Source organism: Burkholderia sp. Cy-637 (genome assembly GCF_011753175.1).
GTDB classification, from domain to species: Bacteria; Pseudomonadota; Gammaproteobacteria; order Burkholderiales; family Burkholderiaceae; genus Burkholderia; species Burkholderia gladioli.
In genome coordinates this window covers 1-22,907 of the sequence record NZ_VWWC01000041.1, presented here as the reverse complement: position 1 = coordinate 22,907, position 22,907 = coordinate 1, and the positions used below count along the sequence as shown (strand labels likewise).

General features: G+C 70.3%; 19 protein-coding genes and 1 pseudogene. 11 read left to right on the top strand and 9 right to left on the bottom strand.

Going from position 1 to position 22,907, the window contains the following annotated elements; translation table 11 throughout:
• The first annotated feature begins 18 nt into the window (after positions 1-18).
• The 4 genes from tsaB to F3J10_RS13940 are packed head-to-tail and all read left to right on the top strand — an operon-like array spanning position 19 to position 3,290.
• Positions 19-795, top strand: a complete 777-nt coding sequence (tsaB, locus tag F3J10_RS13955; RefSeq protein ID WP_167242323.1) for a tRNA (adenosine(37)-N6)-threonylcarbamoyltransferase complex dimerization subunit type 1 TsaB — start codon at positions 19-21, stop codon at positions 793-795.
• Positions 792-1,289 carry a ribosomal protein S18-alanine N-acetyltransferase gene (rimI, locus tag F3J10_RS13950; RefSeq protein ID WP_013698539.1) on the top strand — a complete coding sequence of 166 codons (498 nt, stop codon included), beginning with the start codon at positions 792-794 and terminating at the stop codon, positions 1,287-1,289. The genes tsaB and rimI overlap by 4 nt, the downstream gene beginning before the upstream one ends.
• Positions 1,276-2,340, top strand: coding sequence for a uracil-DNA glycosylase (locus F3J10_RS13945; RefSeq protein WP_167242322.1), 1,065 nt, complete (start codon positions 1,276-1,278; stop codon positions 2,338-2,340). The genes rimI and F3J10_RS13945 overlap by 14 nt, the downstream gene beginning before the upstream one ends.
• A complete protein-coding gene (locus tag F3J10_RS13940) occupies positions 2,337-3,290 on the top strand; it encodes a DUF1853 family protein (RefSeq protein WP_167242321.1) in 954 nt (317 codons plus the stop codon). Before F3J10_RS13945 ends, F3J10_RS13940 begins: the two co-directional genes overlap by 4 nt.
• 79 nt (positions 3,291-3,369) lie before the next feature.
• Here the strand turns inward: F3J10_RS13940 and thiD are convergent, their stop codons facing one another.
• Both thiD and lplT read right to left on the bottom strand, forming a co-directional pair.
• Positions 3,370-4,182 carry a bifunctional hydroxymethylpyrimidine kinase/phosphomethylpyrimidine kinase gene (thiD, locus tag F3J10_RS13935; protein WP_036050843.1) on the bottom strand — a complete coding sequence of 271 codons (813 nt, stop codon included), beginning with the start codon at positions 4,180-4,182 and terminating at the stop codon, positions 3,370-3,372.
• A gap of 100 nt (positions 4,183-4,282) precedes the next feature.
• Positions 4,283-5,590, bottom strand: coding sequence for a lysophospholipid transporter LplT (lplT, locus tag F3J10_RS13930; protein ID WP_013698535.1), 1,308 nt, complete (start codon positions 5,588-5,590; stop codon positions 4,283-4,285).
• Between the two features lie 211 nt (positions 5,591-5,801).
• On the opposite strand from lplT, the gene alr reads away from it, so the two are divergent.
• From alr to F3J10_RS13915, 3 genes are all read left to right on the top strand, one after another.
• Positions 5,802-6,872, top strand: a complete 1,071-nt coding sequence (alr, locus tag F3J10_RS13925) for an alanine racemase (protein ID WP_025099319.1) — start codon at positions 5,802-5,804, stop codon at positions 6,870-6,872.
• Between the two features lie 10 nt (positions 6,873-6,882).
• Positions 6,883-8,259, top strand: a complete 1,377-nt coding sequence (gene radA, locus F3J10_RS13920; RefSeq protein ID WP_013698533.1) for a DNA repair protein RadA — start codon at positions 6,883-6,885, stop codon at positions 8,257-8,259.
• Between the two features lie 131 nt (positions 8,260-8,390).
• Positions 8,391-8,654, top strand: coding sequence for a DUF2866 domain-containing protein (locus F3J10_RS13915; RefSeq protein ID WP_013698532.1), 264 nt, complete (start codon positions 8,391-8,393; stop codon positions 8,652-8,654).
• 130 nt (positions 8,655-8,784) lie between these two features.
• On the opposite strand, the gene F3J10_RS13910 is transcribed toward F3J10_RS13915, so the two are convergent.
• Entirely contained in the window at positions 8,785-10,710 is a 1,926-nt protein-coding gene (locus F3J10_RS13910) for an ATP-binding cassette domain-containing protein (protein ID WP_025099320.1), read from the bottom strand.
• A 190-nt stretch (positions 10,711-10,900) separates the two neighbouring features.
• On the opposite strand from F3J10_RS13910, the gene F3J10_RS13905 reads away from it, so the two are divergent.
• Complete coding sequence (locus F3J10_RS13905; protein ID WP_025099321.1) at positions 10,901-11,386, top strand: glutathione peroxidase; 486 nt, start codon at positions 10,901-10,903, stop codon at positions 11,384-11,386.
• A 31-nt stretch (positions 11,387-11,417) separates the two neighbouring features.
• On the opposite strand, the gene cls is transcribed toward F3J10_RS13905, so the two are convergent.
• From cls to dapC, 6 genes are all read right to left on the bottom strand, one after another.
• Positions 11,418-12,857 carry a cardiolipin synthase gene (gene cls, locus F3J10_RS13900; RefSeq protein WP_167242320.1) on the bottom strand — a complete coding sequence of 480 codons (1,440 nt, stop codon included), beginning with the start codon at positions 12,855-12,857 and terminating at the stop codon, positions 11,418-11,420.
• 157 nt (positions 12,858-13,014) lie between these two features.
• A complete protein-coding gene (gene prmB / locus F3J10_RS13895; protein ID WP_036050857.1) occupies positions 13,015-13,953 on the bottom strand; it encodes a 50S ribosomal protein L3 N(5)-glutamine methyltransferase in 939 nt (312 codons plus the stop codon).
• Between the two features lie 11 nt (positions 13,954-13,964).
• Positions 13,965-15,104 carry a succinyl-diaminopimelate desuccinylase gene (gene dapE / locus F3J10_RS13890; protein ID WP_025099324.1) on the bottom strand — a complete coding sequence of 380 codons (1,140 nt, stop codon included), beginning with the start codon at positions 15,102-15,104 and terminating at the stop codon, positions 13,965-13,967.
• A 100-nt stretch (positions 15,105-15,204) separates the two neighbouring features.
• On the bottom strand, positions 15,205-15,561 hold the full coding sequence (locus F3J10_RS13885; RefSeq protein WP_013698526.1) for an arsenate reductase: 357 nt from the start codon (positions 15,559-15,561) through the stop codon (positions 15,205-15,207).
• A complete protein-coding gene (gene dapD / locus F3J10_RS13880; protein ID WP_013698525.1) occupies positions 15,561-16,388 on the bottom strand; it encodes a 2,3,4,5-tetrahydropyridine-2,6-dicarboxylate N-succinyltransferase in 828 nt (275 codons plus the stop codon). Before dapD ends, F3J10_RS13885 begins: the two co-directional genes overlap by 1 nt.
• A gap of 58 nt (positions 16,389-16,446) precedes the next feature.
• Positions 16,447-17,673, bottom strand: coding sequence for a succinyldiaminopimelate transaminase (dapC, locus tag F3J10_RS13875; RefSeq protein WP_167242319.1), 1,227 nt, complete (start codon positions 17,671-17,673; stop codon positions 16,447-16,449).
• 396 nt (positions 17,674-18,069) lie between these two features.
• On the opposite strand from dapC, the gene F3J10_RS13870 reads away from it, so the two are divergent.
• The 3 genes and pseudogenes from F3J10_RS13870 to F3J10_RS13860 form a co-directional block, all read left to right on the top strand.
• The gene (locus F3J10_RS13870) at positions 18,070-19,014 is read left to right on the top strand and encodes a DMT family transporter (protein ID WP_025099327.1); all 945 of its coding nucleotides are present in this window, start codon (positions 18,070-18,072) and stop codon (positions 19,012-19,014) included.
• A 127-nt stretch (positions 19,015-19,141) separates the two neighbouring features.
• A complete protein-coding gene (gene smc / locus F3J10_RS13865) occupies positions 19,142-22,660 on the top strand; it encodes a chromosome segregation protein SMC (RefSeq protein ID WP_167242318.1) in 3,519 nt (1,172 codons plus the stop codon).
• A gap of 56 nt (positions 22,661-22,716) precedes the next feature.
• Positions 22,717-22,907, top strand: a pseudogene (locus F3J10_RS13860) (cell division protein FtsZ); the annotation flags it as partial.

Here is a 22,907-nt window from a genome sequence, read left to right as displayed (position 1 = left end):
GCGGGGTGCCGCATTACAATGTCGGCCATGACGCAAACCGTGCTCCTCGCCATCGATACCTCGACCGAATTCTGCTCGGTCGCCCTGATCGCCGCCTCCGACGCGGCGCCTGCCTCCACCGCCCCGCGCCTCTGGTTCCGCCACGACGAGACGGGCGCCGTCTCCAGCACGCGCGTGCTGCCTGCCGTGCGCGAACTGCTCGACGAAGCCGGTTTCACGCTGGCCGATTGCGCCGCGATCGCCTTCGGCGCGGGCCCGGGTTCGTTCACGGGCCTGCGCACCGCGACCGGCGTGGCGCAGGGCCTGGCTTTCGGCCGCGGCCTGCCGGTGGTGCCGATCGGCACGCTGGCCGCCTGTGCCGAGCACGCGCGGCTCAACGCGCTGGCCGCCGGCGCAGCGGCGCCGACGCGCGTGCTGGCCGCGCTCGACGCGCGCATGGACGAGGCCTACTGGGCCGACTACGCCTGGGACGAAGCCGCCGGCGATTGGCGCACGCTGCAGCCGGCCGCGCCCGACGCGCCGGGCCTGCTGGTCGCGCCTGCCGAGCCCTTCACGCTGGCCGGCAACGCGGCCGCGGCCTTCGGCGAACGCCTGCCGCTGGCGGCGCTGGCTGCCCAGGTCGATGGCGCGGCGCTGCCGCACGCGGTGCCGGTCGCGCAGCTCGCGCTGCGCGCGTTTCGCGCCGGCCGCGTGGTGCCGGCCGACCAGGCCGCGCCCGAATACGTGCGCAACAAGGTCGCGCAGACCACCGCCGAGCGGCTCGCCGAGCGTGCCGCCCGGGAGGGCGGCCGATGAGCGGCGTGCTGATGACCGACCGTTATCTGGCGCCGATGACGGATGCCGACCTCGACGAGGTGGTCGAGATCGAGAAGGCCGCCTATGAATTCCCGTGGTCGCGCGGCAACTTCGAGGATTCGCTGCGCAACGGCTATTTCGGCGTCTGCATGCGGCACGTGACGGGCACCCTGGTCGGCTATTGCGTGCTGATGCCGGTGGTCGACGAGATGCACCTGCTCAATCTGTGCGTGGCGCCCGCCGCGCAGCATGCCGGCTGCGGGCTCGCGCTGCTGCGCGAGGCGACGCGCATCGCGCGCGCCGAGCGGCTCGACGGCATGCTGCTCGAGGTGCGACCGTCCAATCCGCGCGCGATCCGGCTCTACGAACGCTTCGGCTTCGAGGTGGTCGGGCGCCGCAAGAACTATTACCCGGCGAAGCACCGCACGCGCGAGGACGCGATCGTGATGCGGCTGTCGCTCGATATTCAGGGAGGCACGCATGAGCTGGCTTGACTCGGCGCTCGACGAGATGGGGCTCGGGCCGCGCTGGGTGCGGCGCGGGCAGGGGACGGCGCCGGGCGTGGCAGGCGAGGGCGAGATGCAGGCCGGCGCTGCCGTGGCGGCGCGCCCGGAGGCGGTCGACGATCGGCCCATCCTGGCCGGCTCGCCGACGGCGAGGGCCGATGAGAGGCTGCCTCGGGCAGCCGCGCGCGAGGAACGCGCCGCGCCTGAATTCGTCAGCGAGCCGCTTCGCCCGGCGCCCGGCGCGAAGCGTCCGTCCGATTCCGCCGCGCCCGACATGGTTGCGCGCGCACCCGATGCGGCGCCGGCCGCTCGCGACGAGCCGCCCGCGCCCGCCATCAAGGCGCCGGCCGACGAAGCCCCGCCGTTCGACGATCCGTCCTGGTTCGACCTCGCGCCCGCGCCCGACGCGCCGCCGCCCGGCCTTGCGCCGCTGCCCTCGGCGCAGCCGGCCGCGGCGCTCGCTTCGGTCGCCGATCTCGGCTGGGACGAACTCGAGGCACGCGTGGCCGACTGCCAGCGCTGCCGGCTCTGCGAGAAGCGCACCCAGACCGTGTTCGGGGTCGGCGATCGCGAGGCCGACTGGATGCTGGTCGGCGAGGCGCCGGGCGAGAACGAGGACAAGCAGGGCGAGCCCTTCGTCGGCCAGGCCGGCAAGCTGCTCGACAGCATGCTGCATGCGCTCTCGCTGGAGCGCAGCAACAACGTCTACATCGCCAACGTGATCAAGTGCCGCCCGCCCGGCAACCGCAATCCCGAGCCCGACGAGGTCGCGCGCTGCGAGCCCTACCTGCAGCGGCAGGTCGCGCTGGTCAAGCCGAAGCTGATCGTGGCGCTGGGCCGCTTCGCCGCGCAGACGCTGCTGAAGTCCGACGGCAGCATCGCCTCGATGCGCGGGCGCGTCCACCAGTACGAGGGCGTGCCGGTGATCGTCTCCTACCATCCCGCCTACCTGCTGCGCAGCCTGCCGGACAAGTCGAAGGCCTGGGCCGATCTGTGCCTGGCCCGCGATACCTTCGGCAAGGCCACGGGCGGCGCATGACCGACGCCGCGCGGTCCGCACCGTGGGTGGGGCTGCGCGACGCGGCGGTGCGCGATCTGGGCTGGCTGCTGGCCAGCGCCGACCTGCTCGCCGCCTCCGCCGAGGCGCCGCTCGCGCGGCCCTGGGCGGATCGCGAGGAAGCCGCGCGCGTGCTGGCCTGGCTGGCCGCGCTCGACGCCGATCCGGCGCCGCTGCGGCAGGCCGTGGAAGCGGCGCTGCCCACCCGCCTGGGCCGTTATGCCGAAACCCTGCTGGCCTTCTTCGCCGCGCAGGCACCGTGCTGGCGCCTGGTCGCCGCCAACCTGCCGGTGCGCGTGAGCGGGCGCACGCTCGGCGAATGCGATTTCCTGCTGGTCTCCCCGCAAGGCGAGCGGCTGCACTGGGAACTGGCCGTCAAGTGCTACCTGTGCGCGGCCACGGCCGGCGCGGCGGCGCTGAGCGACTATGTCGGGCCCAACCTGGCCGATCGTTTCGACCTGAAGTACCGGCGCCTGGTCGACCACCAACTTACGCTCACCGAACGCGAGGAATTCGCCTTTACCGGGCAGGCCGGCCCCTGGGCCGCGAGCATGTTCGTGAAGGGCTGGCTGTTCTATCGCGACGGCGCGCAGCCGTTGGCGCCGGCCGCGCTCGATGCGGCGCATTCGCGTGGCTTCTGGGCCGCGCGCGGCGACTGGTCGGCGCTGGTCGCGCGCCAGCCGGCCGGCACGCGTTGGGTGGTGCTGCCGCGGCTGGCCTGGCTCGCGCCGCGTCGGCTCGAGGCGGACGACCCGCTGCAGCCGGTCGAGGCGCCGGCGCTGTTCGAGGAGGTCCTGGCACGCGAGGCGCCATCGCTGGTGGCGGCCCTGACGCAAGGCGAGGACGGCGCCTGGCACGAGATCTCGCGCGGCTTCCTGGTCGACGACGCGTGGCCGTCGCGCGCCTCGGCCTTCGCCGGCGCGGGACGATAAAAAACGCCGCGATCGACGCGGCGTTTTTTTTGATTCGGCCGATCGCGGCAGCGACCATCGCCAGGCGTTCACCGGCTGCTCACCACCACCGATGGAAATGATGGACCGGCCCGACGCCGTGCCCGACCTCGAGCCGCGTGCTGGCGGCGATCGCCTCGGCCAGGTAGTGCTTGGCGTCGATCACCGCGTCGGCCAGCCCGGCGCGTTGCGGGCGCAGCGCGGCGATCGCGGCCGACAGCGTGCAGCCGGTGCCGTGCGTATGGCGCACGGGGATCCGCGCGCCGTCGATGCGCAATTCGCCCTCGGCGCGGATCAGCCAGTCGGGGCTTTGCGCCGCGTCGGGCAGGTGGCCGCCCTTCATCAGCACCGCGCGCGCGCCGCGTGCCAGCAGCGCGCGGCCCTGCTCGACCATTTGCGCCTCGTCGGCGGCCTCCTCGCAGCCGAGCAGGGCGGCCGCCTCGGGCAGGTTCGGCGTGACCAGGTCGGCCAGCGGCAGCAGCCTGTCGCGCAGCGCGGCCACCGCCTCGGGCGCCAGCAGCGCGTGGCGGCTCTTGGAGATCATCACCGTGTCGAGCACCACGAAGGGCGGCGCGTGGCGCGCGAGCGCCGCGGCCACCGCCTCGACGATGGCCGCGTTGGCGAGCATGCCGATCTTCACCGCGTCGATGCGGATGTCCTCGAACACGGCGTCGAGCTGGGCCGTCACGAAGGCCGCCTCGGGCGCGTGCACGGCGCTCACGCCGCGGGTGTTCTGCGCGGTCAGCGCGGTGATCGCGCTGGCGCCGTAGGCGCCCAGCGCGGAGAAGGCCTTCAGGTCGGCCTGGATGCCGGCGCCGCCGCCGGAATCGGAGCCGGCGATGGTCAGGGCGTGCGGGATCGGGGAGAGGGTCATCGCGTCGGGGCCGGCCGGGCCGGCATGGCGGAGGGAGCGGCGATCGCGGCCGCCCCGGCGCGCGGCGGGTGCCGCCGCGCGAGGCGCCGCATCCGGGAATTCAGTGCCGGCTCTCGCCGATCAGCGCGACCGAGTCGAACTGGCGCTGGTTGGCGAGATGGCGGCGCATCACCAGCCACATGGTCAGGCAGACGAAGGTGCCGAACAGCACGATCACCACGCCGACCGGCACGTCGAGCCAGACCAGCACGGCGTACAGGCAGAGCATCACCAGCACCGACAGGTTCTCGTTGAAGTTCTGCACCGCGATCGAGTGGCCGGCCGACATCAGCACGTGGCCGCGATGCTGGAGCAGGGCGTTCATCGGCACCACGAAGAAGCCCGACAGCGCGCCGACCAGCATCAGGAACAGGTAGGCGACCACCAGGTAGCCGGGCACGTGCATGCGCCCGACCTGCAGCACCCAGTGATGGGGCAGCAGGTCACGCGTGTAGAAGGCCATCATCATCACGGCCACGCCCATCATGATGCCGACCGGCAGCACCTTCAGCGATTTCTTGAGCGGGATCTTGCTGGCCGCGGCCATCGCGCCGCCGGCCACGCCCAGCGCCACCACCGCCTGCAGGATCGCGCCCTCGGACAGCGACATGCCGAGCGAGACCTCGGCCCACTTCAGCACGATGAACTGCAGGGTGGCGCCGGCGCCCCAGAACAGCGTGGTGACGGCCAGCGATATCTGGCCGAGCTTGTCGCGCCAGAGCACCACGAAGCAGTCGGCGAAATCGGTGACCAGGCGCCAGGGGCCGTGCTGCTGCTGCGGGTAGCGTGCGCCGGTATCGGGGATGCGCAGGTTGAACAGCGCGGCGACCACGTAGATCGCCATGATCACCAGCATCGCGGCCTCGGCCGGGGTGTTGATGGCCGCCGGCGTGTAGGCGATCACGTGGGCGGCGATGTGCGGGCTGATCAGCGCGCCGCCCAGCACCGTACCGAGGATGATCGAGCTGACCGTGGTGCCCTCGATCCAGCCGTTGGCGGCCACCAGCCGGTCGGGCGGCAGCAGCTCGGTGAGGATGCCGTACTTGGCGGGGGAATACGCGGCGGCGCCGAAGCCGACGATGCCGTAGGCGATCAGCGGATGGGCGCCGAACAGCATGATCAGGCAGCCGATCACCTTGATCGAGTTGGTGATGAACATCACGCGGCCCTTGGGCCGGGAATCGGCGAAGGCGCCGACGAAGGCGGCCAGTACCACGTAGGACAGGACGAAGAACAGCTTGAGCAGCGGAATCATCCAGTTCGGCGCGTGCAGATCTTTCAGCAGGGCGATGGCGGCGATGAGAAGCGCACTGTCGGCCAGCGAAGAGAAAAACTGCGCGGCCATGATCGAGTAAAAACCTTTTTTCATCTGAAGCGATGCTTTCCTCGCTGCGGCTCGGCCGCAGGGGCCGTGCAATCGGACTATCCCGTGCAAAATAGGTTGTGCGCACGGCTTTATATCATGAAAATACGGCAAATCCGACTAGCAAGAATCCCCGATCGTTCCGGGTTTGTCGCGGCACCGAGCCCACAAGGTGCGGTAAGCTGCTGATTCGCCTGCGTGTTTATGAAATTTCCTTATGCCGCGCCCGATTTCCGCCACGATTCACACCGCCGCACTTGTTAACAATCTCGCGGCCGCGCGCCGCTTCGCCCCCCGCTCGAAGGTCTGGGCGGTGGTCAAGGCCAATGCCTACGGGCATGGCCTGGCGCGCGCGTTCCCGGGCCTGAGGAGCACCGACGGCTTCGGCCTGCTCGACCTCGAGGAGGCGGTGAAGCTGCGCGAGCTGGGCTGGGCGGGGCCGATCCTGCTGCTGGAAGGCTTCTTCCGCTCGACCGACGTCGACGTGATCGACCGCTACAGCCTGACCACCACGGTCCACAACGACGATCAGCTGCGCATGCTCGAGACGGCCCGCCTGTCCAAGCCGATCAACATCCAGCTCAAGATGAACAGCGGCATGAACCGGCTCGGCTACGCGCCGGACAAGTATCGTGCCGCCTGGGAGCGCGCCCGCACCTGCCCGGGCATCGGCCAGATCACCCTGATGACGCATTTCGCCGACGCCGACGGCGAACGCGGCGTGGCCGACCAGATGGCGGCCTTCGAGCGCGGCGCCGAGGGCATCGCCGGCGCGCGCAGCCTGGCCAATTCGGCCGCCGTGATGTGGCATCCCGAAACCCATGGCGACTGGGTCCGCCCCGGCATCCTGCTGTACGGCGCCTCGCCCTCGGGACGCGCCGCCGATATCGCCGGCGCCGGCCTGCAGGCGGCCATGACGCTCGGCTCCGAGCTGATCGCGGTGCAGAACATCGCCAAGGGCCAGGCGGTCGGCTACGGCGGCGGCTTCGTCGCGCCGGCGCAGATGCGCATCGGCGTGGTGGCCTGCGGTTACGCCGATGGTTATCCGCGCATCGCCCCGGAAGGCACGCCGATCGTGGTCGACGGCGTGCGCACGCGGATCGTCGGCCGGGTCTCGATGGACATGATCACGGTCGACCTCACGCCGGTGCCGGGCGCCGGCATCGGCGCGCGCGTCGAGCTGTGGGGCCAGGCGCTGCCGATCGACGACGTCGCCGCGTCGTGCTCGACGGTCGGCTACGAGCTGATGTGCGCGATCGCATCGCGCGTGCCCGTGCGCGCGGAATAAGGGCGGGCTCGTGGCGAAACAGAAAACGGTCTATATCTGCACCGAATGCGGCGGCCAGTCGCTGAAATGGCAGGGCCAGTGCCCGTCCTGCCATGCCTGGAACACGCTGGTCGAATCGGCCGCCGAAACCCCTTCGCAGCACCGCTTCCAGGCGCTCGCCAAGAGCGCGCCGGTGCAGCGCCTGGCCGATATCGACGCGGCCGACGTGCCGCGCTTTTCCACCGGCATCGGCGAGTTCGACCGCGTGCTCGGCGGCGGCCTGGTGGCCGGCGGCGTGGTGCTGATCGGCGGCGACCCCGGCATCGGTAAATCCACCCTGTTGCTGCAGTCGCTCGCCCAGCTGGCCAGCCAGCGCCGCGCGCTCTATATCAGCGGCGAGGAGTCGGCCGCGCAGATCGCCCTGCGCGCCCAGCGCCTGGCCCTGCTCGATCACGGCGGCGACGCCGCCGATCTCAAGCTGCTGGCGGAAATCCAGCTCGAGAAGATCCAGGCCACGATCGCCGCCGAGCGGCCCGACGTGGCCGTGATCGACTCGATCCAGACCGTCTATTCGGAAGCGCTCACCTCGGCGCCCGGCTCGGTGGCCCAGGTGCGCGAATGCGCGGCCCAGCTCACGCGCATCGCCAAGCAGTCGGGCACCGCGATCATCATGGTCGGCCACGTCACCAAGGAGGGCGCGCTGGCGGGCCCGCGCGTGCTGGAGCACATCGTCGACACGGTGCTGTACTTCGAGGGCGACACGCATTCTTCCTACCGGCTGGTGCGCGCCTTCAAGAACCGCTTCGGCGCGGTCAACGAGCTCGGCGTGTTCGCCATGACCGAGCGCGGCCTGCGCGGCGTGTCCAACCCGTCCGCGCTGTTCCTCTCGCAGCACGAGGAGGTGGTGCCGGGTTCCTGCGTGCTGGTCACGCAGGAGGGCTCGCGGCCGCTGCTGGTGGAGGTGCAGGCGCTGGTCGACACCGCCAACGTGCCGAATCCGCGGCGCCTGGCGGTGGGCCTGGAGCAGAACCGGCTGGCCATGCTGCTGGCCGTGCTGCACCGCCATGCGGGCATCGCCTGCTTCGACCAGGACGTGTTCCTGAACGCGGTGGGGGGCGTCAAGATTACCGAGCCGGCCGCCGACCTGGCGGTGCTGCTGGCGATCCATTCGTCGATGCGTAACAAAGCGTTGCCGAAGGGCCTGATCGTGTTCGGCGAGGTCGGGCTGGCCGGCGAGATCCGGCCTTCGCCGCGCGGCCAGGAGCGTCTGCGCGAGGCGGCCAAGCTGGGTTTCACGATCGCGCTGATTCCCAAGGCCAATGCGCCCAAGCAGCCGATCGAGGGGCTCACCGTGATGGCCGTCGAGCGCATCGAGCAGGCCATCGACCGCGTGCGCGGCCTCGAATGAGGGCCCGCCAGGGCGCTCGCGCACGGTAACTCCATGTAACGTTTCAGGGCGCGGCTGTAACTCGTCGCGCGGGTGTTTTCCCCTATGCTTGGCCGCAATGCGTCCCGCAGGTGTGAAAGGAAGGACCCGCCTTGAAACCGTCCCAGCAAGCCATCGACCAGCGCCTCTACAACCTGCGCGGCTGCCGCGTCTCGGAGCCGATCCGGCCACCCTTCGGGGGCGGCTGCCGGATCGTCGAGTGGGTCGACGACGAGGGGAGGATCGCGCGGCGCGTGGTGGCCGAGCACGTGACCGAGGCCGAGGTGGCCGCCACGATTCGCCAGCCGCTCGCCGGCCGCCGCTACCTGATGCACGACGACGAGCAGATGCCGCGCGAGACCCTGCCGCGGCGTTGAGGGCAGGGCGCCGCGCCCGCCGGTGGCGCGGCCGGGATGCTTCGGTATCCGATCGATCGAGACGGCTGGGTGCGCGACGTGAGCCGCGTCCTTCACATCGGCCGCGGCGTTCAGCCTGGCCGCGCGGCCTTCAGCCGATCTGTTCGAGCTGTTCCTGTATGTCGAGCCAGTCGAGCTCGAGCGCCTCGAGCCGGCCGCTCACCTCGCCGAGCTTGCGGATCGCCTCGGTCAGCTCGCTCTTCTTCTCGGCCGCGTAGCTGCCGGGGTCGGCCACGAAGCCGTCGAGCCGCGCCTTCTCGGCGTTGAGCGTCTCCATTTCCTTCTCGAGCTTGTTGATCCGCGATTGCAGCGGCTTTTTCAGCTGCGACAGACGCTGGCGCGCCTCGGCTTCCTGGCGCTTCTGGTCGCGGCGGTTGGCGCCGCCGGCGCTGTCGGCCGAGGCTTCGCCGCGTGCCGCCGCGCGCTGCTCGGCCGCGTGCTGCAGCAGCCAGTCGCGATAGTCGTCGAGATCGCCGTCGAAGGGCTGGATGCGGTGCCGGGTGACCAGCATGAACTGGTCGGTGGTGGCGCGCAGCAGGTGACGGTCGTGCGAGACCAGGATCAGGGTGCCGTCGAACTGCGCGAGCGCCATGGTCAGCGCGTCGCGCGTTTCGAGGTCGAGGTGGTTGGTCGGCTCGTCGAGCAGCAGCAGGTTCGGCTTGAGCCAGATGATCAGGGCCAGCGCCAGGCGCGCCTTCTCGCCGCCCGAGAACGGCGCGATCGGCGAGGAGGCCATGTCGCCCGAGAAGTTGAAGCCGCCGAGGAAGTCGCGCAGCTCCTGCTCGCGCGTGTCGGGCGCGAGGCGCGCCAGGTGGGCGAGCGGCGAATCGTCGGGGCGCAGCGTCTCCAGTTGATGCTGGGCGAAATAGCCGATCGTCAGGCCCTTGCCGCCGCGCACCTCGCCCGCCAGCGGCGCGAGCGTGCCGGCCAGGGTCTTGATCAGGGTCGACTTGCCCTGGCCGTTGGCGCCGAGCAGGCCGATGCGCTGGCCGTTCTGGATCGACAGCGTGACGCGCTCGACGATCGGCAGCGCGCCGCCGTCCTCGCCGCGGTAGCCGCATTGCACGTCCTCCATCACCAGCATCGGATTGGGCGCCGAATCGGGCGTGCGGAACTCGAAGCTGAAGGCCGAGGCAGCGTGGGTGGGCGCGAGCCGCTCCATCTTCTCGAGCGCCTTGACGCGGCTTTGCGCCTGCTTGGCCTTGGAGGCCTTGGCCTTGAAGCGGTCGATGAAGCTCTGCAGGTGCTCGATGGTCTTCTGCTGCTTCTCGTAGGCGCTTTGCTGCAGCGCCAGGTGCTGCGCGCGCAGTACCTCGAACTGCGTGTAGTTGCCGCCGTAGCGCTTCACCTGGCGGTTCTCCAGGTGCAGCGTGACGTTGCAGATCGCGTCGAGGAACTCGCGGTCGTGCGAGATCACCACCAGGGTGCCGGCGTAGCGGTGCAGCCAGTCCTCCAGCCAGACGATCGCGTCGAGATCCAGGTGGTTGGTGGGTTCGTCGAGCAGCAGCAGGTCGGAGCGGCACATCAGCGCCTGCGCGAGATTCAGGCGCATGCGCCAGCCGCCCGAGAAATTGGCGACGCTCTCGCGGGTCTGCGCCAGCGTGAAGCCGAGCCCGAGCAGCAGCGCCTCGGCGCGCGCCGGCGCGGTGTAGCCGTCGGCGTCGGCGAACGCCGCGTGCGCCTCGGCCTCGGCCGCGCCGTCATGCGCGGCGGCCGCCGCGGCGATGCGCGCCTCGATGCGGCGCAGCGCGACGTCGCCGTCGAGCGTGTAGTCGAGCGCGTTGCGATCGACCGCCGGGGTTTCCTGCGAGACGTGCGCGATCTGCCAGGACGGCGGCATCGAGACGTCGCCGCCGTCGGCGTGCAGCTCGCCGCGCAGCACCGAGAACAGGGTGGACTTGCCCGCGCCGTTCGCGCCGACGAGGCCGGCCTTCTCGCCGGGGTTGAGGGCGAAGGTGGTGCCCTCGAACAGCGGCTTGGTACCGCGCGAGAGGCTGAACTGGTTGAAACGGATCACGACGGGAAGGGCTGGAGAAAACCGCTATTCTAGACTGCCCGCCGGGCGCGGGGGCCGCCCCGCCGCCGAGGCGCCGCCGGGGGGCTGTCCGTTCGGACGATTCACGCGCCGCGCCGGTTTCGCATAGACTGCCGCGATGGCGTCGAGCACGCCCGATCCAATCCACCGAAACCGAGCCTGGGAGCAAGCCATGTCGACCGATACCGTCTATTCATTCAACGCGAAAGCGCTCGGCGGCGAGGACGTGTCGCTCGATAGCTATCGCGACCGCGTCCTGCTGATCGTCAATACCGCCAGCGAATGCGGGTTCACGCCGCAGTACGCGGGCCTGCAACAACTGCACGAGCGCTTGGGCAGCCGCGGCCTGGCGGTGCTGGGCTTTCCCTGCAACCAGTTCGGCGGCCAGGAGCCCGGCGACGCGGCGCAGATCGGCGCGTTCTGCGAGCAGCGCTTCGGCGTCAGCTTCCCGCTGTTCGAGAAGATCGACGTGAAGGGCGAGCAGGCGCATCCGCTGTTCCGCTGGCTGACCGAGGAGGCGCCGGGCCTGCTCGGCACCAAGGCGATCAAGTGGAACTTCACCAAGTTCCTGGTCGGCCGCGACGGCAAGGTGGTCAAGCGCTACGCGCCGCAGACCAAGCCCGAGGAGATCGCCGCCGATATCGAGGCGCTGCTCTGATCCTCGTGCCGCGGCGCTTCGCGCGCCGCGTTCAGAGGATCGGCGCGAACAGCCGCGCCACGTGCATCAGCACGCGCCGCCAGGCGCCGGCGCGCTGCACCTCGCCCAGGTCGACCTCGTCGGCCGCGGCGAAATCCTGGCTCAGCATCGCGTCTACGTCGGCCGCGAAACCGGCGTCGATGGTCAGCACCATGATCTCGAAGTTCAGGCGGAACGAGCGGTTGTCGAGGTTCGCGCTGCCCACCGCGGCGGCCGAGCCGTCGATCAGCACCACCTTCTGGTGCAGGAAACCCTGGCGGTAGCGGAAGATCCGCACGCCGGCGTCGATCAGGTCGCGCGCGTAGAGCTTCGAGGCCTCGAACACCACGTAGTGGTCGCGCCGGCTCGGGATCAGGATGCGCACGTCCACGCCGCGCATCACCGCCAGCTTCAGCGCCGCGATCACTGCCTCGTCGGGCACCAGGTAGGGCGTGGTGATCCAGACCCGCTCGCGCGCGGCGTGGATCGCCTCCACGAAGAACAGCGAGCCCGTTTCCTGCTTGTCGGCGGGGCCCATCGGCACCACCAGGCAGTGCATGTCCTCCTCGTCCAGCGGCGCCGGAGGCGGCGAGTCGACCGGCAGCGACTGCGTGGCCCAGTGCCAGTCCTCGGCGAACACATAGCGGATATTGGCCACCACCGGCCCGCGCAGCTCGATGTGGGTGTCGCGCCAGGGCGAGAGCCGCGGGTTCGCGCCCAGGTATTCGACGCCCACGTTGTGGCCGCCCACGAAGGCACGCTCGCCGTCCACCACCACGATCTTGCGGTGGTTGCGGAAGTTCAGCTGGAAGCGGTTGACGAACTGCTGGTTGGTCGCGAACGGATGGACCTCGACGCCGCCGGCGCGCAGCGCGTTCACATAGCGATGCGGCAGGTCGAAGCTGCCGATGCTGTCGTAGAGCAGGTAGCAGCGCACGCCGCGCGCGGCGCAGGCGATCAGCGCGTCGCGCAGCATGTCGCCTAGCGTGTCGTCGCGCACGATGAAGAACTGCACGATCACGCAGTGGCGCGCGGCCTCGATCGCGCCGAGGATCGCCGCGAAGGTCGCCTCGCCGTTCACCAGCAGCCGCACCGCGTTGCCGCCCACGAAGGGCATCCCGCCCAGGTGGGTCAGCGCGCGCACCGGCGCCAGGCCCAGCGCGTCGGCCGGCACGCCCAGCGAGCTGCCGTGCGTGTCCCAGCTTGAGGGGCGCGAGCGCGTGCGCAGCGCGGCCGTCTCGCTGCGGCGCGCGTCGACATAGCCCGAGAACTTGCTGCGGCCGAGGAACAGGTAGGGGATCAGCGTCAGGTAGGGCATCGCGGTCAGCGAGACCGCCCAGGCGATCGCGCCCTGCGAGGTGCGGGTATTGAGGATCGCGTGGCAGGCCGCGATCACCCCGAGGATGTGGGCGATCGCGATGAGGGTGCCGAGATGGAGCCAGTCGAGTTGCATCGGTGCTTGGAGTTCCGGGTGGTGCGTGGCGGCGGGTTTGCCGCGTGACGCATCTTGGCGATCGACCCGAGCGGCCCGCGATACGGCGGCAGGCTCGCCCGGGCCGTTCGGCCGGTCCCCCGGGCCGCCGTGCCGGGCCGGGGGACCAGCGCGGGATTCAGGCCGCGTGCGGCAGGTCGGCGGCGTGGATCAGGAACACGCAATCGTCGCCGGCGCTGGTCGGCAGCCAGATCAGGTCGAGGCCGCCGAAGGCCGCCTCGACGTTGTGACGCTCGTTGCCGATTTCCACCACCAGCACGCCGTCCTCCTTGAGCCACTTCTTCGCCTCGCGCAGGATGCGGCGCACGATGTCCATGCCGTCGTCGCCGCCGGCCAGCGCCATCTCGGGCTCGTGGCGGTATTCGTCGGGCAGCGCGGCCATCGAGTCGGCGTTCACGTAGGGCGGATTGCTCAGGATCACGTCGTAGCGCAGCTCCGGGTCGGCCAGCCGCTCGGTGGGCAGCGGCGCGTAGAGATCGCCGTGATGCAGCGCGATGCGATGGTCGAGCCGGTAGTCGCTGATGTTGATCTCGGCCACTTCCAGCGCGTCTTCCGACAGGTCCACCGCGTCGATCTCGGCATGCGGGAAGGCCTCGGCGGCGAGCACCGCCAGGCAGCCCGAGCCGGTGCAGAGCTCGAGCACCGCGCCCACCTGCTCCGGATCGGCCACGTAGGGCTGCAGGCCGTCGTCGAGCAGCTCGCCGATGAAGGAGCGCGGCACGATCACGCGTTCGTCGACGTAGAAGCGATGGCCGTGCATCCAGGCCTCGTTGGTCAGGTAGGCGGCCGGCAGGCGCTCCTCGACGCGCCGCTCGAGCTGGGCGAGCACCGCCTCGATCTCCTCGGGCAGCAGGCGCGCGTCGAGGAAGGGGTCGAGCGTGTCGAGCGGCAGGTGCAGCGTGTGCAGCACCAGGTAGACGGCCTCGTCGTAGGCGTTCTCCGAGCCGTGGCCGAACGTCAGGCCGGCGGCGGAAAAGCGCGAGACGCCGTAGCGGATCAGGTCGCGGGGCGTGCCGAACACGGCGGCGGGCGTGGCAGGGGTGGCGGGAGTGGTCATGGCGGCCTCCGTCAGGCGATCAGTTGTTCGAGCACGCGGCGGTAGACGTTCTTCAGCGGATCGATGAAGCGCAGCTCGACATGCTCGTCGATCTTGTGGATCGAGGCGTTGGGCGGCCCGAACTCGATCACCTGCGGGCAGATCCGCGCGATGAAGCGGCCGTCCGAGGTGCCGCCGGTGGTCGACAGTTCAGTCTCGACGCCGGTTTCGTCGTGGATCGCCTTCGCCAGCGCGACCGAGAGGTCGCCGCGCGGCGTGAGGAACGGCAGGCCGCTGATCGACCACTTCAGCTCGTAGTCGAAGCCGTGCTTGTCGAGGATCGCGTGGACCCGCGCCTGCAGGCCCTCCACCGTGCTGGCGGTCGAGAAGCGGAAGTTGAACAGCAGGGTGACGTGGCCCGGGATCACGTTGGTCGCGCCGGTGCCGCCGTGCAGGTTCGAGACCTGCCAGGTGGTGGGCGGGAAGTATTCGTTGCCCTCGTCCCAGCGCTCGGCGGCGAGCTCGGCCAGCGCCGGCGCGAGCAGGTGGATCGGGTTCCTGGCCAGGTGCGGGTAGGCGATATGCCCCTGCACGCCCTTGACGATCAGTTCGCCAGACATCGAGCCGCGCCGGCCGTTCTTGACCATGTCGCCGAGCGTGGCCGAGGAGGTCGGCTCGCCGACGATGCAGTAGTCGAGGCGTTCGCCGCGCTCGCCGAGCGCCTCCACTACCTTGACGGTGCCGTCGGTGGCCGGGCCTTCCTCGTCGCTGGTGATCAGCATCGCGATCGAGCCGCGGTGCTGCGGATGCGCGGCCACGAATTCCTCGCTGGCCACCACGAAGCCGGCCAGCGAGGTCTTCATGTCGGCCGCGCCGCGGCCGTACAGCTTGCCGTCGCGATGCGCGGGGATGAAGGGCGGCGAGGTCCATTGCTCGAGCGGGCCAGTCGGCACCACGTCGGTGTGGCCGGCGAACGCGAGCAGCTTGCCGTCGCGGCCCTCGGTGCCGCGCTTGACGGCCCACAGGTTGGTCACGCCGTGCGAGGCGATGGTCTCGCACTCGAAGCCGATCGCCGCGAGGCGCTCGATCATGATCTGCTGGCAGTGTTGATCGTCGGGCGTCACGGACGGGCGCGCGATCAACTGTTCGGTAAGGGCTAGGGTGGCTGACATGGTTCGGACCACTTTCGATGAAAAATGCCGGCACGACGGCCGGCAGGTCGGGGCGCGCAAGCCGCATGGCCGGCGCGCCCGGTGCTTCGTGATGCGTGCCTCAGGCGGCGAACAGCGCGGCGTACTGGTCGGAGACGAAGCCGACCGCCTTCACGCGGCCGTCGACCTCCACCACCGGCCGCTTGATCACCGAGGGCTTGTCGAGCATCAGCGCGATCGCGCCGGCTTCGGTCTCGGCGCTCGCCTTGACCTCGTCGGGCAGGGCGCGCCAGGTGGTGCCGCGGCGGTTGACGAGGGTCTCCAGCGGCACGTCCTTCAGCCAGCCCTTCACGATGGCGGCGGTCAGGCCCGCCTTCTTGAAGTCGTGGAAGTCGAACGCGACGCCGTGTTCGTCCAGCCACACGCGGGCCTTCTTCACGGTGTCGCAGTTCGGGATGCCGTAGACGACGGTCGTCATCAGTCGCCTCGCAGCAGTTCGTTCAGGCCGACCTTGGCGCGCGTCTTGGCGTCGACCTTCTTGACGATCACGGCGCAGTACAGGCTGTGCGAGCCGTCCTTCGAGGGCAGGTTGCCGGCCACCACCACCGAGCCTGCGGGGATGCGGCCGTAGCTGATCTCGCCCGTCTCGCGATCGTAGATCTTGGTGCTCTGGCCGAGGTAGACGCCCATCGAGATCACCGAGTTCTCCTCGACGATCACGCCTTCCACCACTTCCGAGCGCGCGCCGATGAAGCAGTTGTCCTCGATGATGACCGGGTTGGCCTGCAGCGGCTCGAGCACGCCGCCGATGCCGACGCCGCCCGACAGGTGGACGTTCTTGCCGATCTGCGCGCAGGAGCCGACGGTCGCCCAGGTGTCGACCATGGTGCCTTCGTCGACGTAGGCGCCGATGTTGGTGTACGACGGCATCAGCACCACGTTCTTCGCGATGAAGGAGCCGCGGCGCGCGACGGCCGGCGGCACGACGCGGAAGCCGCCCGCGGCGAAGTCTTCCGCCGTGTAGTTGGCGAACTTCGAGGGCACCTTGTCGAAGAACTGCGAGTAGCCGCCGGCGGCCATCGGCGCGTTGTCTTCCAGGCGGAACGACAGCAGCACGGCCTTCTTCAGCCACTGGTGCACGATCCATTCGCCGTTCTGCTTCTCGGCGACGCGCAGCGAACCGCGGTCGAGCTGCTCGATGGCGTGCGCGACGGCCTCGCGGACCTCGGCGGGCGCGGCCTTGGGCGAGAGCTCGGCACGGTTTTCCCAGGCGGTATCGATGATTTGCTGAAGTTGTTGCGACATGTTGGTTGCTTCGCTGGAAGTTGGAAGAGGAATCGGGACGGTCAATACGGGAGCGGGCTCAGCGAGCCTGGCTGGCGAGAGCGCGGCAGAACTCGACGATGCGCCGGGCGCCTTCGAGGCATTCGGCGCTTTCGGCGACCAGCGCGATCCGCACGAAATCGCGGCCCGGATTCGTGCCGTGCGCGTCGCGCGCGAGATACGAGCCGGGCAGAACCGTCACATTATAGTCGGCGTGGAGACGCCGGGCGAACTCGGTATCCGACAGGCCGGTGCGGGCCACGTTCGCCCACAGGTAGAAGGCCGCGTCGGGCAGCGCCACGTCGAGCACCTCGGCCAGCAGCGGCGTGACGGCCGCGAACTTCCCGGCATAGAGGGCACGGTTCTCGCGCACATGTTCCTCGTCGCCCCAGGCCGCGATGCTGGCCTGCTGCCAGACCGGCGAGAGCGCGGCGCCGTGGTAGGTGCGGTACAGCAGGAAGCGCTTGAGGATCGCCGCGTCGCCGGCCACGAAGCCCGAGCGCATGCCCGGCACGTTGGAGCGCTTGGACAGGCTCGACAGCATCACCAGCCGCTCGAAGCCGCGGCCGAGCCGGCGCGCCGCGTCCAGGCCACCCAGCGGCGGCGCCGCTTCGTCGAAATAGATCTCCGAATAGCATTCGTCGGAGGCGATCACGAAGCCGTGGCGGTCCGACAGCGCGAACAGCTCGCGCCAGTCCTCCAGCGTGAGCACCGCGCCGGTCGGGTTGCCCGGCGAGCAGACGAACAGCAGCTGGGTGCGGGCCCAGACCTCGTCGGGCACGCTCGAATAATCGGGGGCGAAATTGCGCGCCGGATCGCTGTTGACGAACACCGGCTCGGCGCCCGCCAGCAGGGCCGCGCCCTCGTAGATTTGATAGAACGGATTCGGACAGAGTACGATCGCTGACTTGCCGTCGGCGCGCGGCGTGGCGTCGATCACGGCTTGCGCGAGCGAGAACAGCGCCTCGCGCGAGCCCGAGACGGGCAGCACCTGGCTGGCCGCATCGACGGATTCGATGCCGTAGCGGCGCTCGACCCAGCGCGCGATCGCCGCGCGCAACGCGTCCGAGCCCGCCGTGGCCGGGTACGAGGCCAGGCCGTCGAGCGAGGCCACCACCGCGTCGCGGATCAGCGCCGGCGTCGCATGCTTGGGCTCGCCGATGCCGAAGCTGATCGGGGCGTGCGCGGCGGACGGCTTGACGTCCTTGAACAGCGCGCGGAGCTTTTCGAACGGATAGGGCTGGAGCGTATCGAGTCGTGGATTCACGGGCTTGGGCTTCGGAGGCGGTTGGGGCCCGTCGGGGACGGGCTGGAACGAATCGGGCGGCGGCGCGGCGGCCGAGGGCCGGGCGACCGGCGGCGCGGGATGCGCGTCGCCTGGCTGGCGGGGCGCGAGGCGCACGCCGCGGGCCGGCCTGGTGGGCCGGAGCGGTCGATTATAGCTTGCCGCCGCGCGCCTCCGGGCCGGCGGCGCGGTGCCGGGGCCGGATCGGCGCGATGGTTGGCGGGATCGATAACCGGAAGCGCCGGCAACCGGGCGGCCCGATAACCAGGATGGACAATAGCCGGGCGGCTCGATAACTCGACGCGCCGATGATCGGGCGGGCCGGCGCGGCGCGGCGCGAGACGATGCAACAACGGAAACGAGGGCAGGTGGGCGGAAATGAAGGGACATGAACGGTCGGCGCTGCCGACCCTGGCGATCCTGGTGGGCGCGTCGGTCTGGGGGCTGGTCTGGTATCCGCTGCGGATGCTGGCCGGGCTCGGCCTGACGGGCACCGCGGCCAGCGCGCTGACCTGCTTCTGCGCCTGCCTGTTCGTGGTGGTCTGGCGCCGCCGCGCGCTCGCCACGCTGCGCTGGCACTGGCTGCTGGCCGCGCTCGGGGTGGCCGCCGGCATCACCAACCTGGGCTTCGTCTGGGGCACGATCCACGGCGAGGTGCTGCGCGTGATGCTGCTGTTCTACCTGACTCCGGCGTGGACCGCGATCTATTCCCATTTCCTGCTGCGCGAGCGCCTGACCTGGGCCAGCGCCGCGCTGGCGGCGCTGTCGATCACCGGCGCCATGCTGATGCTCTGGTCACCGCGCCTGGGCCTGCCGCTGCCCTCGAACCCGGCCGAATGGGCGGGGCTGGCCGCCGGCCTGAGCTTCGCGATGAGCAACGTGCTGGTGGTGCGGATCTCGCGCGACCTGCCCGAGCTCAAGCCCGAGATGCGCACCGCCACGCTGTTCGCGGGCGGCGCGGCCTTCGGGCTGGCGGCGATGTTCGTGGAAGGCGTGCCGCCGCTGCCCGCGCCGCATGCCGTGACGCTGGCGTTGCTGCTGGCCGCCGCGATCGGCGTGGTCACCGCGCTCAACAACCTGCTGGTTCAATACGGGCTTGCCCGGGTACCGGCCAATCGCGCCTCGATCATCATGCTGTTCGAGATCGTCGTCACCGCGCTGTCGGCGTGGCTGTTCGCCGACGAGTTGCCGGGCGCGCGCGAGTGGCTCGGCGGCGCCTGCATCGTGCTCGCCACGCTGCTGTCGAGCCGCGTGCACAAGGCTCCGGCCCAGGCTCCGGCCGGCGACGCCGATCGCCGGGACGAGGCCCGCGCGATGGTATGATGGACCCGCTTCACGGGGCGGTCCGGCGCATGGCCGGGGCCCCTTGTCCGAATTCCGGGACGGGCGGCGCGAGCGATGCGCCGCCGGTTGCCGTCCGTTTCAATCCATATTCAATACCGATACCGACGTGCGACTGAGCTCGATCAAACTCGCAGGCTTCAAATCCTTCGTCGATCCCACGCATTTCCAGGTTCCGGGCCAGCTCGTCGGCGTGGTCGGACCGAACGGTTGCGGCAAGTCCAACATCATCGATGCCGTGCGCTGGGTGCTCGGCGAATCGCGCGCCTCCGAGCTGCGCGGCGAGTCGATGCAGGACGTGATCTTCAACGGCTCCACCACGCGCAAGCCCGGCAGCCGGGCCAGCGTCGAGCTGATCTTCGATAACTCCGACGGCCGCGCCGCCGGCCAGTGGGGCCAGTACGGCGAGATCGCGGTCAAGCGCGTGCTCACGCGCGACGGCACCTCCAGCTACTACATCAACAATCTTCCGGCGCGCCGCCGGGACATCCAGGACATCTTCCTCGGCACCGGCCTCGGGCCGCGCGCCTACGCGATCATCGGGCAGGGCATGATCGCGCGGATCATCGAGGCCAAGCCCGAGGAACTGCGCGTGTTCCTGGAGGAAGCCGCCGGCGTGTCGAAGTACAAGGAGCGCCGCCGCGAGACCGAGAACCGCCTGCACGACACGCGCGAGAACCTGACGCGCGTCGAGGACATCGTGCGCGAACTCGGCGCCAACCTCGAGAAGCTCGAGGCGCAGGCGGTGGTGGCCACCAAGTACAAGGAACTGCTGGCCGACGGCGAGGAAAAGCAGCGCCTGCTGTGGCTGCTGCGCAAGAGCGAGGCGCAGGGCGAGCAGCAGAAGCAGCAGCGCGCCATCGAGCAGGCCCAGATCGATCTGGAGGCGCAGACCGCCAAGTTGCGCGAGGTCGAGGCGCAGCTCGAGACGCTGCGGGTGGCCCACTACGCGGCCAGCGACGCGATGCAGGGCGCCCAGGGTTCGCTCTACGAGGCGAATGCCGAGGTCAGCCGGCTCGAGGCCGAGATCAAGTTCATCGTCGAGTCGCGCAACCGCGTGCAGGCGCAGATCGCCGCGCTGACGGCGCAGCGCGAGCAGTGGCAGGCGCAGGCGCAGAAGGCGCAGGACGATCTCGAGGAGGCCGAGGAAGCGCGCGCGATGGCCGACGAGAAGGCCGCGATGGCCGAGGACGAGGCGGCCGCCAAGCACGACGCGCTGCCGGCGCTGGAATCGCGCTGGCGCGATGCGCAGGCGCAGCTCAACGACGAGCGCGGCCGGATCGCCCAGACCGAGCAGTCGCTGAAGCTGGAGGCCGCGCACCAGCGCAACGCCGACCAGCAACTGATGCAGTTGCAGCAGCGCCACGAGCGCCTGAAGTCGGAGGCGGGCGGGCTCGACGCACCCGACGAGGCGCAGCTCGAGGAGCAGCGCATGCAGTTGGCCGAGCAGGAGGAGATCCTGCACGACGCGCAGGCGCGCCTGGCCGATGCCCAGGAGACGCTGCCGCGGCTGGACGCCGAGCGCCGCGCCGCGCAGGAGCGCGTGCAGGCCGAAAGCGCCCAGATCCACCAGCTCGAGGCACGCCTGGCCGCGCTCAAGCAACTGCAGGAAAACGTCCAGACCGAGGGCAAGATCCAGCCCTGGCTCGACAGGCACGAGCTGGGCGCGCTGCCGCGCCTCTGGAAGAAGCTGCATGTCGAGCCGGGCTGGGAAAACGCCCTCGAGGCGGTGCTGCGCGAGCGGCTGGCCGCGCTGGAAATCTCCAATCTCGACTGGGTCAAGGCCTTCGCGACCGACGCGCCGCCCGCCAAGCTGGCCTTCTTCTCGCCGCCGCCGGCGGGCGAGCCGCTGGCCACGCCGGCCGGCATGCGCGCGGTGCTGTCGCTGGTGCGCATCGACGATGCCGGCCTGCGCGCCGTGCTCAACGACTGGCTCGGCTCGGTGTTCGTGGCCGACGACCTGGCCCAGGCGCTGGCCGCGCGCGCGCAACTGCCGGCCGGCGGCGCCTACGTGGTGAAGGCCGGCCACCTGGTGACGCGCTCGGGCGTGCAGCTCTACGCGGCCGATTCCGAGCAGGCCGGCATGCTGGCGCGCCAGCAGGAGATCGAGAACCTCGGTCGCCAGGTGCGCGCGCAGGCGCTGCTCGCCGACGAGGCGAAGACGGCCTCGATCCGCGCCGAGGCAGCCCACACGCAGGCCGCGCAGGCGCTCGGCGAGGTGCGGGCCCAGGTCGAGCGCGCCCAGCAGCGCGTGCACGCGCTGCAGATGGAGGTGCTGAAGCTGGCGCAGGCGCACGAGCGCTACACGCAGCGCAGCACGCAGATCCGCGAGGAACTCGAGGAGATCGGCGCGCAGATCGACGAGCAGCGCGCGCTGCGGGCCGAATCCGAGGCGAACTTCGAACGCTACGACGGCGAGCTGGCCGAGCTGCAGGCGAAGTTCGAGGACAACCAGCTCGCCTTCGAGGCGCTCGACGAGGAACTGAGCAACGCCCGCCAGCAGGCCCGCGATCTCGAACGCGCGGCCAACGACGCGCGCTTCGCGGCGCGCAATTCGGCCAACCGCATCGACGAGCTCAAGCGCAGCATCCAGGTCGCGCACGACCAGATCGAGCGCGTCGCCGCCTCGCTGGAGGATGCCCGCGCCGAACTCGAGACCATCAACGAGCAGACCGCCCACACCGGCCTGCAGGACGCGCTGGAAATCCGCTCGGCCAAGGAGCAGGCGCTGGGCGCCGCGCGACTCGAGCTCGACGACCTGACCGCCAAGCTGCGCGCGCTCGACGAGTCGCGCCTGGCCGCCGAGCGCGCCCAGCAGCCGCTGCGCGATCGCATCACCGAGCTGCAACTGAAGGAGCAGGCCGCGCGCCTGTCGGCCGAGCAGTTCAGCGAGCAACTGGCCGCGGCCTGCGTCGACGAGGCGGCCCTGCTGCCCAAGCTGACGCCGGAGCTGCGACCCTCCTACCTGCAGGGCGAGGTCACGCGCATCAACAACGCGATCGCCGCGCTCGGCCCGGTCAACATGGCCGCGCTCGAGGAACTGGCGGCCGCCAGCGAGCGCAAGATCTTCCTCGACGCGCAATCGGCCGACCTGCTGGCCGCGATCACCACGCTCGAGGATGCGATCCACAAGATCGACCAGGAAACCCGCACCTTGCTGCAGGGCACCTTCGACCAGGTCAACCATCACTTCAGCGACCTGTTCCCGAAGCTGTTCGGCGGCGGCCAGGCCAAGCTGATCATGACCGGCGACGAGATCCTCGATGCCGGCGTGCAGGTGATGGCGCAGCCGCCGGGCAAGAAGAACGCGACCATCCACCTGCTGTCGGGCGGCGAGAAGGCGCTGACCGCCACCGCCCTGGTGTTCGCGATGTTCCAGCTCAATCCCGCGCCGTTCTGCCTGCTCGACGAGGTGGACGCGCCGCTCGACGACGCCAATACCGAGCGTTTCGCGAACCTGGTGCGCGCCATGTCGAGCAAGACGCAGTTCCTGTTCATCTCGCACAACAAGATCGCGATGGAAATGGCGCAGCAGCTGATCGGCGTGACCATGCAGGAGCAGGGCGTGTCGCGGATCGTGGCGGTCGACATGGAATCGGCTGCCGGTTTTGCCCAGAATATTGGCTGAATGCGCGCGCCGCCTCGAAGCGGCGCGCCGGAAAAAGAATTCCTGATGGAGCATGCATGGACGAGTTGACACTCGGGTTGATCGGCGTAGGCGTGGTGGTGGTTGGCGGCATCGTGGTCTACAACGCCTGGCAGGGCGCCAAGGTGCGCCGCCGGATGCCGCGGCCGATGCCGCCCGAGGCCGCCGATACGCTGGCGCGCCAGGAGCGCGACGAGGATGCGCCCTTCATCGAGCCGGTGCGGCAGCA

Bases quoted from the DNA above. Each gene is read 5' to 3' on its own strand.
- F3J10_RS13885 (WP_013698526.1), bottom strand. From the start codon at position 15,561: ATGACGACCGTCGTCTACGGCATCCCGAACTGCGACACCGTGAAGAAG.
- prmB (WP_036050857.1), bottom strand. From the start codon at position 13,953: ATGACCACTCCCGCCACCCCTGCCACGCCCGCCGCCGTGTTCGGCACG.
- F3J10_RS13945 (WP_167242322.1), top strand. From the start codon at position 1,276: ATGAGCTGGCTTGACTCGGCGCTCGACGAGATGGGGCTCGGGCCGCGC.
- dapD (WP_013698525.1), bottom strand. From the start codon at position 16,388: ATGTCGCAACAACTTCAGCAAATCATCGATACCGCCTGGGAAAACCGT.
- F3J10_RS13940 (WP_167242321.1), top strand. From the start codon at position 2,337: ATGACCGACGCCGCGCGGTCCGCACCGTGGGTGGGGCTGCGCGACGCG.
- F3J10_RS13870 (WP_025099327.1), top strand. From the start codon at position 18,070: ATGAAGGGACATGAACGGTCGGCGCTGCCGACCCTGGCGATCCTGGTG.
- tsaB (WP_167242323.1), top strand. From the start codon at position 19: ATGTCGGCCATGACGCAAACCGTGCTCCTCGCCATCGATACCTCGACC.
- lplT (WP_013698535.1), bottom strand. From the start codon at position 5,590: ATGAAAAAAGGTTTTTACTCGATCATGGCCGCGCAGTTTTTCTCTTCG.
- rimI (WP_013698539.1), top strand. From the start codon at position 792: ATGAGCGGCGTGCTGATGACCGACCGTTATCTGGCGCCGATGACGGAT.
- thiD (WP_036050843.1), bottom strand. From the start codon at position 4,182: ATGACCCTCTCCCCGATCCCGCACGCCCTGACCATCGCCGGCTCCGAT.
- dapE (WP_025099324.1), bottom strand. From the start codon at position 15,104: ATGTCAGCCACCCTAGCCCTTACCGAACAGTTGATCGCGCGCCCGTCC.
- alr (WP_025099319.1), top strand. From the start codon at position 5,802: ATGCCGCGCCCGATTTCCGCCACGATTCACACCGCCGCACTTGTTAAC.
- F3J10_RS13905 (WP_025099321.1), top strand. From the start codon at position 10,901: ATGTCGACCGATACCGTCTATTCATTCAACGCGAAAGCGCTCGGCGGC.
- cls (WP_167242320.1), bottom strand. From the start codon at position 12,857: ATGCAACTCGACTGGCTCCATCTCGGCACCCTCATCGCGATCGCCCAC.